The 16897-nt window shown below is 40.3% G+C and carries 9 protein-coding genes and 1 pseudogene; all 10 read right to left on the bottom strand.

The features are described from left to right. Positions 1-164: condensation domain-containing protein (locus tag JCM10914_RS32050; protein ID WP_148300261.1), on the bottom strand; the 164-nt coding region annotated here is incomplete at its 3' end. A gap of 68 nt (positions 165-232) precedes the next feature. Next, positions 233-646, bottom strand: a complete 414-nt coding sequence (locus tag JCM10914_RS25505; protein WP_052019924.1) for a hypothetical protein — start codon at positions 644-646, stop codon at positions 233-235. Then, positions 622-3837 (bottom strand): non-ribosomal peptide synthetase, encoded by a 3216-nt coding sequence (locus tag JCM10914_RS25500; protein WP_081739897.1) that lies wholly within the window; start codon positions 3835-3837, stop codon positions 622-624. The genes JCM10914_RS25505 and JCM10914_RS25500 overlap by 25 nt, the downstream gene beginning before the upstream one ends. Continuing rightward, a complete protein-coding gene (locus tag JCM10914_RS25495; RefSeq protein WP_023966392.1) occupies positions 3752-10288 on the bottom strand; it encodes a non-ribosomal peptide synthetase in 6537 nt (2178 codons plus the stop codon). Before JCM10914_RS25495 ends, JCM10914_RS25500 begins: the two co-directional genes overlap by 86 nt. Next, a complete protein-coding gene (locus JCM10914_RS32045) occupies positions 10255-12411 on the bottom strand; it encodes a condensation domain-containing protein (RefSeq protein WP_148300260.1) in 2157 nt (718 codons plus the stop codon). The genes JCM10914_RS25495 and JCM10914_RS32045 overlap by 34 nt, the downstream gene beginning before the upstream one ends. Beyond that, a complete protein-coding gene (locus JCM10914_RS32040; RefSeq protein WP_023966388.1) occupies positions 12408-12950 on the bottom strand; it encodes an AMP-binding protein in 543 nt (180 codons plus the stop codon). Before JCM10914_RS32040 ends, JCM10914_RS32045 begins: the two co-directional genes overlap by 4 nt. A 53-nt stretch (positions 12951-13003) precedes the next feature. Continuing rightward, positions 13004-13984 carry an ornithine cyclodeaminase gene (locus JCM10914_RS25480; protein ID WP_023966386.1) on the bottom strand — a complete coding sequence of 327 codons (981 nt, stop codon included), beginning with the start codon at positions 13982-13984 and terminating at the stop codon, positions 13004-13006. Positions 13985-14010: 26 nt separating this feature from the next. Next, positions 14011-14841 carry a hypothetical protein gene (locus tag JCM10914_RS25475; RefSeq protein ID WP_023966385.1) on the bottom strand — a complete coding sequence of 277 codons (831 nt, stop codon included), beginning with the start codon at positions 14839-14841 and terminating at the stop codon, positions 14011-14013. Continuing rightward, entirely contained in the window at positions 14838-15548 is a 711-nt protein-coding gene (locus tag JCM10914_RS25470) for an NAD(P)-binding domain-containing protein (protein ID WP_023966383.1), read from the bottom strand. Before JCM10914_RS25470 ends, JCM10914_RS25475 begins: the two co-directional genes overlap by 4 nt. Before the next feature lie 64 nt (positions 15549-15612). Beyond that, positions 15613-16771, bottom strand: a pseudogene (locus tag JCM10914_RS25465) (cation:proton antiporter). Positions 16772-16897 lie beyond the last annotated feature (126 nt).

Raw genomic sequence — 16897 nt, 5'->3', positions numbered from 1 at the left:
CTATTAACGCTTTGCCGAAAAAGATGAAGATCAAGCTCACCCCGCAGCGTTAAGTTCATTTGTAAAAAATAGGCTTGATCTTCATCATGCAGACGATGGAACAACATCCCTTCCTGCATCGGCGTTAAGGAATAGATTTGTTGAATATCTACCGTTCCACTCATACGGAATCACCTCTTCTTTTTCCATTTTACTGAGAGAAAATGTCTAAGCGCTTGAGCCCCGTCTGTTATTACTTCTTGAACTTTTTGTTTAGGGCCGACGTAATGGAATCAAGCTCCTCAAGCGTCAATTGTGAATTCCCGTAATCAGCAGGCGTAAAATCTGATGTTTCTTTATTCATACAGTGGGTAATAATAGTTGAAAGTTTGGTTTTGTAAGTGTTAACCAATTGTTTAATAGTCGCTTGCTCGTATTGATGTAGATTGTAGTATATCTTGCCTTCTAGAACACCCTGGGAAACGACCGTAAAAAAGTCTAACTTGTGTGGTCTCTCGAAGTCGGGATTGATCTCTTCCCCAAGAGATAAATCGGCCAATACGATTGATTCATTACCCGTTACCTGATGCATTTGTCCCATATAATTAAAACCAACTGCCGAAAGTTGATGGGCTTCTAAGTCTAGCGCCATACCTTCGGGCGCCATGTATCTTGCGATCCCATATCCAACACCCTTATTGGGGATCTGCTTAACTTCTCTTTCGTAAGCTTCAACGTATAAGACAAGTCCTCGGATTTGGTAAGGTCCAAATGGACAGGATAGATAGCTGTAAACCACCCTACTGTTCTAGACACGTCTAATCCTTCTATGATTTCCTCACGTCCGTGCCCTTCCAACATAATGATCACCCGGTTATGACCTGACCATTCCTTTATCGTGAGCCCAAGAGCAGTCAGCAAAATGTCGTTGATTTCTGTCTTGTATGCACGGTGAATGTCCTTCAAAAGCAGTTCAGTTTCTGTCTCGCTAAGTTCAAAAGAAACGGATGCCATATCCCGGAATGCGTTCGTATCTGTTAAATGATCTACAGGCAGCGAAGGAATACTCGTTTGAACATTGGGGAGCCAATATTCCTTCCATTCTCTTATCAACGCATTGCTATTTGCATATTCTAGTAATCTACTAGCCCACTCACGATACGAATCTGTTTTCAGAGGAAATTTAGGTTCTTTACTCTCAAGTGCATTAGAGTATGCATCGTTAAAATCCTGTAGAAGAATCCGCCAAGAAACACCATCGATAATAAGGTGGTGGATTACGACCAGCAAATAATCCCCCAGAGACGTTTTGAACAAATTCAAACGGATCAATGGTTTTTCAGATAGTTCCACAAGCTGTTGAACCCGCGTTGCCTCCAGAGTGATCCGACTTTCGCAGTCATCGTCATCCATGCACATTACATCAAGCGTGTAGACTTCTTTTTCCGATAGATCCCGGTTATATTGAATCCAGTGATCGTTCTCCCTAACAAAATGAATTCTCAATGCATCATGATGATCGGTCAAATGACGGAATGCAATGTCTACAGCCTGCTCTTGGAATCCTTCAGCACAGAACAACATTAAAGATTGGTTAAAATGCTTCTTGTTTCCGTGAAAAGTTTCGAAGAACCAACGTTGTACTGGAGTGAGATCAACCCTTCCACTTACTATGTCTTGATTTGCTGTAATTTCGGTCCTCGTGACGTATTTACTGAGTTCGGCTATGTTATTTCGTTGAAAGATATCCTTAATTCCCATTTTGTAACCTTGTTTTTGTAGACTTGTTGAAATCTGAATCGCTTTGATAGAATCGCCGCCCAATTCAAAGAAGTGATCATGGATTCCGATCGGACTCACATTCAGCACTTCTTCCCAAAGTCTTACTAACAAGCGATCTAAGTCATTACGTGGCGCAACGTAAGTTAACTCACTTGTTTGAGTCCTGTCCGGCTCAGGCAAAGCATTTCGATTTATTTTTCCGTTTGGACTTATCGGCATCTTGCTCATAGGAACAAAATAGCTCGGAATCATAAAGCTAGGTAGATGTTCGGCCAATACTTCCCTTATTCGAGTCACGCTTAATGTAATGCCTGGAATCGTGATGTAGTACGCGCACAAATAATAATGAGAATTTGCGTCCTGTCTCGCGGAGACGACTGCTTCCTTTATTTCCTCCATTAAAAGAAGCTTGGTTTCGATTTCCCCGAGTTCGATCCTATAACCACGGATTTTGACTTGATCGTCCATTCTTCCAATGAATTCAATGGTTCCGTCAGGCAGCCATCTACCCAAATCTCCCGTTTTGTACATTTTTCTTCCAGGATCAAACGGATTATTCACGAATTTCTCCGACGTCAATTCCGTATTATGGAGATATCCTCTGGCCAAACGGCTTGAAGACATGCATATTTCCCCAATAACACCTATCGGTTGGATCTGTTGGTCAGGACTCAATATGAATACCGTGGTATTGATGATCGGCTTGCCGATGATAGATGTCTGATTATGCTGCATATTCCTTAATAAGGTTGTGATAACACTGCATTCAGTGGGCCCATATTCGTTAATGATTTCGATATCCTGATTAATCAATCGGCTCTTTTCAACCATGTTGATCGCAGACTTCTCGGCACCGACGGTTACGACTTTCAAAGATTCGGCATCTCTCGCGGTCATATTCTCAAGTATGGCCATATAAAACGACGGCAGGCAGGCTAAATGTGTGATTCTCTCATTGGCGATGATGGTCTTGATGGCAATCGGATCCTTTGCTTCGGCTTCCGTTACGAATCTTACCTTCGAACCGGATATGATCGGCGTAAAGAAATTGGTAACAAAAGCATCAAAGGAAAAGGAAATGAGTTGAATAACGGAATCCCCTGTGCCAAAACCGTATTCCTGTCTTCTAAATTGCAAAGTTTCTGCTATACTTTGTTGTTCAATTACTACACCTTTGGGTACCCCTGTTGTTCCAGAAGTATAAATAACGTAAGCCATATCTTGCGGAAAACTCATATCTGCAAGGTTCGTAGAATCTCCTTCATACAATGGAACATCTCTCAAATCTATCCAAGCGCCGTCATAGTTGGTCCGAGAAATGGATGGAAAGTCTGTCAACAGAAGGTTCATCTTACTATCGCGAATCATTTGTTGAATCCGTTCCGGTGGATATCCCGGGTCAATAGGTAAAAATGCCCCACCCGCTTTTGCAATTGCCAATAGACCAATGGCCATTTCCAAGGAACGTTCGATCATGATTCCAACAATCATTTCGCGGCCATTCCCATACGACTGGATGACGCGAGCCAACTGATTGGCTTTTCTGTTCAACTGGTCGTAAGTCAGCGTTTCGTTTTCATAACTGACAGCTGGATAATATGGAGTTTTGGCCACTTGATCCTCAAAAAGACCAGAGAGTGTGTATCGATCAGAAATCTGAACATGTGGTCCGTTCATTAAGACTTTCATGTCCTTGTGTTCAATGGATGGGATCGGGTCGATGTCCATTAGAACAATCCCTGGTGACATCGTCACCTGATGAAGAATCTCCACAAAATGAACCGCGAATCGACGCATGGTATCCTTGGCGAAAAGATGCTTGCAGAAATCCAAACTAAATTGAATCCCATCAGACGTTTCAATAGCGCTTAGTGTTAGGTCAAACTTGGAGATTACAACATCAACTGGAAGGCTGGTCATGGTGACCCCACTCAAATTGAATACAAGGCTCTCCATATTTTGCAAAACAAACATCGTATCGAAGATAGGATTACGGCTTACATCTCTGTGTAAGTCTAAAGTCTCCACCAACCGTTCGAAGGGGTAGTCTTGATGTTCGTATGCCTGTAATGGCATTCGTTTTTACTTCTTGCAAAAACTCCAAGTATGTTTTGCGTGCTGTAGGATAATTTCTCATTGCAAGTGTGTTTACAAACATACCAATCATATGCTGAACCTCAACATTGGAACGGCCTGCAACTGGACTGCCAACTATAATATCCTCTTGTCCACTGTATTTAGAGAGTAAGATCTGATATGCGGACAACAGTATCATAAATAATGTAGAATCCGTTTCTGCTCCCAGTAGTTTAATCCTTGTCAGTAGGGTACCATCAATAGTGAAATGAACGATATCTCCTTCAAAGCTTTGTACCGGTGGCCGCGGGAAATCCAATGGTAGACTCAACACAGGGATTTCACCCGTAAATACCTCTGACCAATAGGCTTCATGTCTATTCGATACCTCATGATCAAGGTGTTGCGATTGCCACTCGACAAAATCTTTATAATGGGTATAGACGGGTTGAAGAGCGACCCCTTCATATAATTTAGAAAATTCCTCGATAAGAATGTTCATCGAAATGCCGTCAGCGATGATATGGTGTAGATCGACCAGCATAACTGACGTTTCAGGATTCATACGAATCAAACCCACTCGGAGTAATGGTGCTTGGGATAAGTCAAATGGTCGCACGAATTTCCGTGCGATATCCTGCACTTGCCACTCTGTCCCTTCATAAAACTCAAGTGAAAACGGAACGGTATCGTGAATTTTTTGTACTGGTATTCCATCACTCCAATGAAACGAGGTACGCAAACTTTCGTGACGGTCAATAATGGTTTTAAATAAAGCCTCAAATTTCTTGTCATCTACGATTCCGTCCAGAATCATTGCCCCAAATATGTTGTATCCTAAATTCCCTTCCTGGATTTGATCAAATACTAACATTCGTTTCTGAGCCGAAGATAAGGAATAATATTCTCTATGTTCTGCTGGTAGGACGGGATGAAATACGGTTTTTAAGCTTCTCTCTATTATTTTTGCTAATAATTGTATAGTTGGATGAAGAAACAAGCTTTTTAATGGGATTTCCACCTGAAACCTTTTGTGAAGTACCGAAACCAAATGCGTCGCTTTCAGAGAGTGACCTCCCAAGTTTAAAAAATGATCCTGGGTCCCAATTGGAGAAACACCTAGAACTTCTTCCCAGATCGTAACTAGCTGTTGTTCGAGTTCATTTACAGGAGCTGTGTAAGGAGCGTGCGATTGACCCTCTACTGGTTGCGGAAGTTTTTTGCGATCTACTTTTCCATTCGTGCTAAGAGGCAATGCTTCCAATTGAATGAAATAAGTAGGGACCATATAACGAGGTAATTTGCCGAATAAATATCGCTTTATATTCTCCATATCCAGCATATGTTCTCCTACAAGATAAGCACACAACTCTGAAAGACCTTGAGGATCCTTGATTTCGACGATAACGGCTTCCTGGATCTTTGCTGAGTATGAAAGGATCGCCGCTTGGATTTCCTCGATTTCGATGCGGTATCCTCTAATTTTGACTTGCTCGTCAATTCGACCGATGAATTCAATCGAACCGTCATCAAGCCACCTTGCTAAATCACCCGTTCTGTACATTTTTCCATCTTCAAGAAACGGACAACGTACAAATTTGGACTCCGTAACTTGAGATAGATTCATATAACCTTTCGCCAATCCAACTCCGGCAATACATAATTCTCCATAAACTCCTGCAGGAACAAGTTTTCCTTCAGCATCCAGGATGTAGGCCTTCGAGTTGCCTATCGGTTTGCCGATCGGCACGATAGTAGACACTTGATGTGTACTATCAGCTTCCCATACTGTTGCACAAATCGATGTTTCCGTTGGGCCGTACGCATTGATAAACCGCACTTTTTCCTTCCATAGATTCACGATATCCCCTGTGACGACTGAACCAGCCGTGATCACCTTTTTTAAAGATAGGCATTCCTCTGGGTGTAAGTATGCTAGATAAGTGGGAGGTAATGTAACAAGGGTAATCCCATATTCGTTTAACGCTGCCGTGAAAGAATTGTAATTATCAATAATCAGGCGATCAACTAGATATAGAGTTGCTCCGTTTAACAAAGTGCCGAAAATTTCCCAAATGGAAGCATCAAACGACATACTTGCGAACTGTATAACCCGATCCCCGCTTTCAAACAAGTTATGCTGCGACAAGTAGGAAGAAAGGCTAACAATTCCTCTGTGAGGAACCACAACTCCCTTAGGCCGCCCCGTCGTTCCTGACGTGTAAATTACATAAGCTGGATCGTCAGGTGATGAGTCAAGCCTGGATGGTAAGCATCGATGGTTATCTTCCGCTTCGTAATCGAGTTCATCCAACAGCACGACCTTACCGTCAAATGAAATATTTCCCTTGTAAAGAGTAGTCGTTAAAACGAAAGCGGCTTCGCTGTCATGCAACATGTATTCGATCCGCTCCGTCGGATATTCGGGGTCTAGAGGGCAGTATGCTCCTCCAGCTTTCCAAATCCCTAGCATACCTACAACCATATCGAAAGAACGGTCAACCATTAGTCCGACAAAGCTGTGGTTACCGACTCCAGATCGTTTCAATGCTGAGGCCAAACGATCCGATTTTTCGTTTAACTCCCTATACGTTAGAGTCTGACTATTGTGTACCAATGCTATTTTGTCCCCATATTTCCAAGCCTGATGCTCGAAAACCTGATGGATATTCATTGAGTCTGGATATGCTATTTCAGTTTGATTCCATGATACGAGTAAATTGTTCTTTTCATGTTCAGACAAAAGCTCAATATCGCCGATTTTTATCATAGTGTTGTCAACTATATCCGTCAGTATCCGGATATAATGGTCTATTGTTCTTTGAATCGTTTCTTTTTTAAACAACTTTGTACAATAATTAACTTCTAATACTAAATCTCCCTTATCTTCAGCTAGAACAAAACTAAGATCGAATTTAATGTGCCTAACTGGTATGGGTGTTACCTGAATTCCATTGATTTCATAGCCGATATCCCCAAAATTTTGCATAACAAACATAGTATCGAAAATCGGGTTCCGGCTAAGATCCCGGACATGGTTAAGCTTGTCCAGCAAATCTTCGAAGGGAAATTCCTGGTGCTCATATATTTGTAGAACCGTTTCTTTCAACTCTTCCAAAAAAACTGAAAAGAGCTTCGACGCAACTGGACGACCGCGAACGACAACCGTATTGGTAAACATACCTACCGTGTTCTCTATGTCAGTATGAATTCTTCCAGCAACAGGGGATCCTACAATAATATCTTCCTGATTGCTATATTTCGCTAGTAGAACCTGATAAGCTGCTAACATGAACACATAGAGGGTCGTACCAATCGCAGCGGCGCTGTTCTTAATAGCTTGGCTCAGATTAGTATCTATACTATAATGTATCGATTCGCCATCAAAAGATTGAATGGAAGACCGGGGAAAATCGGTAGGCAGTTGCAGTACAGGTAACTCCCCATGCAACTGGTCCATCCAAAACTGTTCTGATATCAAACTATCGGGACGTTTCCCTTTTACTTCATTCCAATAGACATAATCCTTGAATTGCACCGTAGCCGGTTCCAGGATATTACCTTGATATATATGAGAAAACTCTTTAAGAATCACGTGAATCGATACACCGTCCGCTATGCTATGATGAATATCTAATAGCAAGAAATGCCGAGAATCACCGATCACTTTCCCTGCCATTGCCCTCAACAGAGGTGCTTGTTCCAGATCAAACGGTTGGACGAAATTGGTTAATGTTTCTTGTAAGTCCTTTTCAGCAATTTCTTCATTACTAATAGAGAGATCCAGTGATGATAAAGGATGCACCTTCTGATAAAGCTCTCCTTCTTTCCATATGAAAGAAGTCCGCAAACTTTCATGTCTGCCTATCAATTTGAATAATGCCTTCTGCACTCGTGCGAGATCGAATTCTCTATTGAAGGTTATGATGAACGGCATATTGTAGAATGTCTCTACGCGGTGAATATTCTGTAGGATCAAAAGTCTTTGCTGATTCGATGTCGCAGGATACAATTCAAGTACAGGCGCCTCCAGAATCGGTTCATATGTGAGTTCTGTGCGAGAAGTCGAAATAGCCGCAGCCAACTGTTCGATGGTCGAATACAAAAAGACATCTCTTACTTGTATCCGTATGGAATATTCCTTATAAAGTCGCGCAGCGAATATCGCCGCTTTCAGAGAATGTCCGCCAAGAGCGAAGAACTGATCAGTGATTCCGATGGGACGTACATCCAGCGTCTCTTCCCATAACTTAATCAACATCTCTTCCAAAAAAGTCGTTGGAGGGGTGAACGATCCTTTATCCAACGCTATCTCTGGATCCGGCAACATTTTCCTATCTATTTTTCCATTACTTGTAACGGGCAATGCGGTTAACCGTACAAAATAATCCGGAATCATGTAAGCCGGCACTAGGGCTGACAATTCTTGCCTGAATATCATATCTGTTATCGTATTGTCTGAAACATAATGACATACCAACCGGAGCTGTTCATTCGGATCTTCGATTACCGATACCACGCAATCAATTACCAAAGGAAAATTCATTATGCGAGATTCAATTTCTCCAAGCTCAATTCGATAACCCCTTACCTTGACTTGGTGATCCAACCTCCCGAAATATTCGACAACTCCGTCAGGTAAAATCCTGCCGATATCTCCGGTCTTGTACATTCTCTTGTCAGGCTCGAACAAATCAGGAAAGAATGAAGATTTGGTTTTGTCCGGATTGTTCAAATACCCTCTTCCGACACCTATCCCCGAAACATATATTTCACCCCTAACTCCAGGAGGACATAAATTACCGAAAGCATCCAATATATAAATAGATAAGTTTGGAATTGGAAGTCCGATAATATTGCCTTCGTATTTGTCAGGTGAACTCATGATGTGATGCGTAATATCGTCAGATGCTTCGGTTGGCCCATAAGCATTAACAAGCTTAATGTCTGGGAAAAAGTTAAACCACTGATTAATCAGCTGCTTTTTCAGTGTTTCTCCTGTTACGATCATGTATTGAAGATTTTTAATTCCATAATTTGCGTCAGCAACGGACGGCAAATGACTGAGAAATACACCCAAGAAGGACGGCACCACTTCCAAAACAGTGATGTTATCCTTTACTAGACATTCATATAACGTATCTGGTTCCAAGACAACCGATTTCGAATAAATTACAGTTTGTCCTCCAGTATACAAAGCGGAAAAAAACTGCCATATCGAAATATCAAAACAATGGGAGGCGGTCTGAGCAATAATACTTTTCTCATTCAAATATAAATCTTGAATTTTCGATTGCATATGATTCATCATTCCAGCATGTTCAATCATGACACCTTTTGGCCGTCCAGTTGAACCCGAAGTGTAGATGATATATGCGAGATCGTCAGCTTGGAGTTGTACATTAGGATTTTCTGAAGAGCACTTTACCATTGTCCTATCTTTATCAATCTTGACGAACTCGGACGACACACAACCTTCTAAATCCGTACTGATGAGTCCCGAATCAGCTAACACGATTCCGCATTCGGAATCGCTCAAGATTCCAGCGATTCGCTGATCGGGATGTTCGGGATCAAGAGGCATATACACAGCGCCTATTTTCCACAAGGCAAGAATGGAAACTATCATATCGATAGAGCGGTTCATTAAAACGCCAACAATATTCTCCTTTTGTAAGCCTCTCTCAAGTAGAGCATGTGCTAATTGATTAGCGCGGCTGTTAAGCTCCCTGTAATTCACTGACTCTTCTGCATGGCGAACTGCCGTTCGCTCCCCCGATTTAATCGCATGCTCCTCAATCTTCTTGACGATTCCTTTAAGTGGTATTGGCATCTTTTGGTTTGAAGACTGAAGTACAATGTCCTTCTCCTCGTCCGCATACCATTTCAAATCTTTGATAGGAGAATTGGGATGTTTCAAAATGTCCTGCAGCAAAACGATCATGCGCCGCAACATTCGTTGTGCAGTATCCGCTTGAAACAGATTTGTATTGTACTCAATCTCTAATGAATATTCGTTATTACAATGAACTGCCTGTAACATAAGGTCAAACTTCGACGTCCCATTACATCTTTCACTTAGTTTGAATCGTTCCAATTCAATATCCTGCATAACGAACATAGTAGAAAATAGCGGGTTTCGGCTCAAATCCTTTTCAAGATCAAGCTTATTGATCAGCATATCGATTGGATAATCCTGATTTTTCATAGCGGAAACAACTTTATTTTTCGTCATTTCTAATAACTGCTTAAACGTCGCTAAGCCGGAAATTTGAGCTCGGATAGCAAGTGTATTAACGAACATCCCAACTGTGCGATCAAAATGGTAATTAGTTCGCCCAGAGAAAGGTGTGCCAATTATGATATCTTGTTGATTTGAATGCTTATGAAGAAAAATAAAATATGCTGTAAGCAGTGTTATATAGGGCGTAACCCCGTGAACTCGGCACATTCATTTAGTTCCTTACAAAGCTCTGAATTTATGCGTTGAGAGACGCGGTCGCCTTCAAAATTTTGGATGGGGGGTCTGACCAAATCCGTTGGCAAATCTAGCAAAGGAATATCAGCTGAATATTCCTTCAACCAATATGCTTCCTGAGCATTCAATCTGCCAATAAACCCCTTTTCATATTGCCAATCTATAAAATCTTTGTATCGGGCTTCCAACGGTGGAATCAAACCACCGTCTATTACCTGGTGAAATTCTTCTATAATTCTCTGGACAGAAATTCCATCTGCAATTATATGGTGAATATCAAACAAAATGATATTCCGTTGCCCTGATTCTTTTATAAGAGCATACCGAAATAACCCATCCTTATTAAGCTCAAATGGCTTGCTGAAATCACGAATGAATAACTCCGTCTCCTCATTAGAACCGCTATGGAATAATACAGACTGATAGCTTATAGTTTCATGAACTTTTTGTACCAGTTCCTGTCCGACTATCTCAAAGGTTGTACGCATCGATTCATGTCGTTGAACCAATTGTTCGAATGTACTCACAATCTGTTCCCAAGTAATAGAAGAATCTATTTCCCAAGCAACGGAGATGATATATACCATCGATTCCGGAGCCATTTGGTTAAGGATATACATTCTCTTTTGAGTATAGGAAGTGCGAGAATAGTCTTGAATTGATTGCAAAAAAGGCTTTGGTATAATAGAATTATTCGACTTTTCTAAAAACTCAGCCATTTCCCTTATCGTGGTTCGCAGGAGTAGATCTGAAAGTTGCACATCAACTCCAAACTGTTGCTGAATCATTGAAATAATACGCACAGCCTTTAGAGAATTACCACCCAATTCAAATAAATCATGTTCCACTCCAATCTCGTCACTAACGAATACATCCCGCCAAATTGAGCATAATCGCTTTTCCGTAGTGGTCGTCGGAAGGACGATCTCCTTCTTTGAGCTTTGATAATGGGACATGGCTTCAATTACAGTATCAAACTCTCCTTCTAAATACATATCGCGAAGCTTGAAACGTTGAAATTTACCACTCGTAGTTTTTGGTATACTCTTGACGGGTAGAACATAGGTAACCTCTATACCTATATCGCTATAAACCAGCCTTTTGATGCGATCAACTAAATCATGCAGCTGTTCGGGAGAGTGATTCCTTGAAACTACAAAAACAAAAAGTTCGTCTGTTTGGTTATCGGAATTAGGTATACCACACGCGGCGATCTTACCCAGTTCTACATCTTCTAATTTCTCAATTATTCTTTCAATATCATTAGCGTAATAATTCTCCCCGTTTACAAAAATGATATCCTTAGCTCTTCCAGTCACAAATAAATTATTATTTACGAAAAAACCCAAATCGCCCGTTACTAACCAACCATCGTTTGTTATAGCTTTATGTGTCGCTTCATGGTTATTATAATATCCCTGCGTTACGTTTTTTCCTTTTATCTGGATATAACCAACCATTTCTTCTTCAAGAATGATGTTATTCTCATTACAGATTCTTACTTCCACATCATCAAGCGGAACTCCGACGTTAACAAAAACAACTCCACCTGAATGAACTTGTTTTATTTTAGATCCTATCCTAAGGGAATGACGTTCCAAACTTATGGTGTTAACCCCTGAATTCGGTTTCACGGAAGTTACGCATAACCCGGCCTCCGCCATGCCGTATCCGGGATACATAGACTCTCGTGACAATCCTTTTGGCTCTAGTAAATCTAAGAATCGATTACATATATCTGCTGAGATTGGCTCTGCTCCGTTCCAAATTAAACGGATGCCACTCAAATCAAGATCTGCTTCTTTATGTGCTTTATAATGAGTAATAAAATGTTTATATCCAAAGTTAGGAGAAACGGTGATTGAAACCCGATAATCGCTCATCTTTTGCATCCATAGCTGGGGACGTAAAACAAACAATGATGTGGGCATATGGAATTGATCGATACCAAGTAGGACAGGAACTAAATGAAATCCTACCAGTCCCATATCGTGAGTCAGTGGAAGCCAACTTAAAAAGGTGTCTGAAGCGGTTGATTCCGTTACTTTGACTAAAGCCTTTGCGTTGGTCAATAAATTTTCATGAGTCATCATCACCCTTTGGGGTCCCCTGTCGATCCGGATGAATATTGGATAAAAGCAAGTTCTTGAGGGTCAGGGTCATAAACGGAACATGAGGGAGAGGCATGCATGTCAATAGATTCTAAGAGGATTGTTTTTAGAGAAAGACTTAATACATCCCTCCCATTATAATTAGCGAAAAACGTCTCGAACTGTAAGTTTTGCTTTTTTGAAGTAAGTAGATAGGGGTTATTTAGGCCATCCCAGATTTTCATAACTTTAACTTTCTTTTCATAATTCTCACCGATACTAACAGGAACTGGGACAAACCCTCCTAGTATACATGCCCAAAAAGAGAGCAAAAATTCGTGATTATCCTCAATTTGGAAAACAACCTCATCCCCTGGTTTAACACCAAAATTTTCTAAATGACTTAGGAGGACTAAAGATTGTTGATAAATATCCTTATAGGAAATGAATTCTATTTTATCCTTTCCAGCGATAAACGTGATGCCTGTATTACTTTTCTCACCTGCTCTTTGAAACAGGTCGCTCATCGTTTTGATATCATGCAATTAAAGAACCCCGTTTCTATTTCAAATTGGAATTCGTCATTTATCAGGAGTTACTAAACAAGAGATAGATCTGTGTAAATATCGTCTTGTTTTGCACATATAATAAAGTGGGATGCTACTGCGATATCGAATGAGGCCATTCCCATCAAGTTACACATTATTGCTTCTTCTTGGCTAATTCTTTCCATACCGTTATCACAAACCAGGTCAACCAACGAATGGGTGTCTTCTTGGGTTAAACCTTTATGAAGCGCGAACATTTCAATATCTGTTTTCTCCCGGCACACTTCATCCCAATCGTCTACAAATATGCTGTTCTTAACATACTTATAGATGTCTAATGTATAGTCGCGTAGAGATACATTAAGCTGTAATGAGCCTTTTTTGGGCGGCAAATTTATGTATGGCTCTGCCGCCACGGTACAAGTAATGAATACGTCAGCTTCTTTATATGCTTCTTGCCAACCTTCCACCGTAATCAATTTTCCCTTGTCTTGTTCAGAGATCGATAATTCGTCTAAGTTAATGGGTTTGAGGTCATGTATGAAAACATTCTGAATACGTTCTCCAAACAGACTTAGACACATATCGAGGTGTCCCTGTCCGATAGGTCCGAATCCAATGATTCCGACGTTAATGGAAGATATATTTCTAACTCGAAAAAAATGTTCCATAATTAATCCACTGACGGAGGCTGTTCTAATCACACTTATATTTGCAGTGTTGATAATGGCTACTGGCACACCCGTATCCGCATCATTCAGAATCGTGACACTGTGTGCCCTCGGCAAACCCTTATGTATATTGTCTGGAAAACTAGCTATCCATTTAATACCGGCGAGGTTAAAATCAGCTCCAATGAAAGCAGGCATTGCGATAATCCGGTTTTTTAGGTTGCGATACCTCAAGTATGGTTTAATGGGTTGTGAATATTGTTCTTCTTTCATACCATAAACTGCGCTTCGTATGACATCAATTAACCTATGCCAATCGATTCCAAGCCGCTGTATATGTTTTTCTGATAAATAAATCACAAAATCCCCCCTTTGCTCATACCTGATTAGCAAGATTTAGTCGCATAACAATGTTCCTCAAGAATACGGGTAAGTTCATTAAAGTACTTTTCCGACATGAAATTAACTTCCAACACTTCTTCCAAATCTTGTTTAATATCTATGTTTTGGTTTCTAATTCGAATTATTGGATGCAAGAAAGTACTATCCGCTGCATTTCCTGGTCGTCTAGGAATGCTGAGAACGTCAGGATAATTATCGATATCACCATACTCCAATGTGACCGCAATAAAATAAGAATCTGATCCATCACTTAGTTTGTTGAAATCCGGAAGAGTTCTATATCCAATTTCATTCCATTGCCCATTCACATATTCCAATATGTATGCTATAAGTCCAGGCTGAAGAAAAATATCCGGATTTTCCGTGAGCACAGTCAATAGGGTTTGTACAACGTCTTTTTCAGCGATCGTTCGCTGATCTATTGGGAATCCCATGCGTAAAGTAAGCACGTTGGCCAGTATTCTGGAATTGTATCGAAATCCATGAATAAAGCCACTTGATGTTTTACGGAAATCAAGGCCATGTGTGTGGGCACCAGCAAAAAATAAATTGTGAACCTCTGTCGACTCAAACTCTCCTGATATCGAAGGAAATTTTCCATTCATTTTTCTAAGTTCTAAATGTTTTGTAAATTGCTCGAAATTGGGTTTAAATCCTGTTGCAGCGATTACTTCGTGAAAAAACAAAGTCTCGACTTCGCCCTCAGCATGAATATAAGCTAACGTTACATTGAATCCATTTTCCACTTTTTCAATTGATACGATATTACAATCTAATAACGCTGCTTGATGTTTAAGCTGATAGTTCTCTATCAAAAAGAATTGACCGCGCGTACATGTCCAACATAATGAGTTTTATATGCCATTCTAGTCGAACTTGGACTCGCAAGCATAATCACATTGGCTTCATTCAAAATATCTTGAGCTGATTCCATTGCGCTGTTACCTTTTCCGATAATGAGAACTCTTTTGTCCCGGTAATACTCTTTTCTCTTCATATCCTCGTACATTGTTGCTAGCTCCAGCCCAGGTATTTCAGGTTTTATAGGAGTCAAGCCAGATGCAATTACTACGTAATCTGAACTTAGGATTCCTTCATTGGTTATAAGTTCAAAACTCCCGTCTTTCTTCTCGATCATTTCACATTTCGTATTATATTGAATCGGTAGGTTATACTCTTTGACGATATCCTGAAGCATTTCTACCAAAGCTTCTCTGCGCGGATGAAAGTCAGTGCTATAATTGCGCATCATGATTTTCTTATCCTTCGTTAATAAACTGTTCCAATCATATCTTTCAGAAATCGGATGTGTAGGCGGGTAACCAGTAAAGAGTTTGTTGTTACTGATCAATTGACCATGAATAGGGTACTTCCGAAAAAAAGAAGCGACCTGCATATCTGCTTCTAATAAAACATAATTTATCGTTCGACCCCATTGCTCACTTAATTCCTGAAGAGAGATAGCTAGTTGAATGCCTCCGGGGCCTGCACCGATAATTACGAGATCATAGTGTTTTGTCATTTGAAATCTCCTTTTAAGTTATTTTTAAAACAGCGTACTATGTGCTGTAAAAGGATTCGAAACATTAAGGTCCTGAGTAGTCTAACTTTTGAGATGATTTGCTTCCCGCTTTTTGTCTTTTTCCCATCGAGTATTTGTAAATCGGCATGGCGAGCATGGTCGTAATAACAGTCATTAATACTAAAATGGAATACAGATCATGTGTGATCATGTTATAGCTTAATCCAATATTCAAGACTATGAGCAACATTAAACCCCTAGCGTTCATCAATCCACCAATTGCCGATGATTCCCTCCAACTAAAGCCCATTTTTTTCATAAATAGCATACAACCAATATATTTACCAATAATAGATACCACAATAATAACAAACGCTGGAATTAGTAGATTCAAATTGAATATTCCGGTTAAATCAGTATTGAGACCAGAAAAAGTAAAAAAGATAGGAAGTAAAAACACAACTACTATGTAAGTAAATTTCTCATTAATTTCCTTTAGAAACACTTTTCCTCTCGGTGATGCAATGCCCAGAATGAACCCACCGAAAACCGAATAAATTCCTATGTAATCGGTATAAATGGCACAAGTCAAAATCAAGAGTAAAATTACTGCAAAATCACCTTGATTTAATCGTCCAATTGCTTCCACCCGATTCCCCAGTTTTTTCAGAAGTGGTTTAACAATATAGAAGATGATTAGAACGAATAAAACTCCTAATATTCCAGTGTATAATCCATTTATCACGCTTTTAGCTTGGGCAATTGCGGTTAAAACCGCCAACAAGCACCATGCAGCAGCGTCATCGATACTAGCAGCTATCAAAGTTAAGGAGCCTAGCTTTGTTTTGACCATCTTCATCTTGTAAAATTCTAGCAAGCATCGGGAAGGCGGTAATTGACAATGAAATCCCAAGAAATATCGCAAAATTCAAAGGAGAGATTGATTTAAGCGAGATCGATTCATAAAATAAGTAAGCCACTGCAACTCCGAGAAAAAATGAAGGAACTATTCCCGAAAACGCCAATAATCCTGCTTTTCTGAGAGAAGAACGGTTCACATTATTCAGATCCATCTCTGCGCCGATCAGAAACATATAAATAGTTAAACCCAAGTTACTTATTACATAAAGAAAGCTCTTTACATCAGCAGAAAAAACATACGTCATTAAATCAGGAAAAAACAGTCCAAACACTGTAGGGCCTAACAGCACCCCTGAAACCATCTCTCCAACCACTCGAGGCTGTGCGATTAATGTGGCAAGCCATCCACATAGCTCGATATCAACAAAATCAGAAACAATGCAATAGCTACTGACAAAAAAAATTGAATATTATCCGACATCAAGGCC

Source organism: Paenibacillus sp. JCM 10914, from assembly GCF_001315105.1.
Classification (GTDB): Bacteria; Bacillota; Bacilli; order Paenibacillales; family Paenibacillaceae; genus Paenibacillus_AQ.
Note: the sequence above shows the minus strand (reverse complement) of the source record. Positions and strands in the feature narration are given on the sequence as shown.

Bases quoted from the DNA above. Each gene is read 5' to 3' on its own strand.
- JCM10914_RS25495 (WP_023966392.1), bottom strand. From the start codon at position 10,288: ATGTGCCGAGTTCACGGGGTTACGCCCTATATAACACTGCTTACAGCA.
- JCM10914_RS25500 (WP_081739897.1), bottom strand. From the start codon at position 3,837: ATGCCATTACAGGCATACGAACATCAAGACTACCCCTTCGAACGGTTG.
- JCM10914_RS25505 (WP_052019924.1), bottom strand. From the start codon at position 646: ATGGCGCCCGAAGGTATGGCGCTAGACTTAGAAGCCCATCAACTTTCG.
- JCM10914_RS25470 (WP_023966383.1), bottom strand. From the start codon at position 15,548: ATGACAAAACACTATGATCTCGTAATTATCGGTGCAGGCCCCGGAGGC.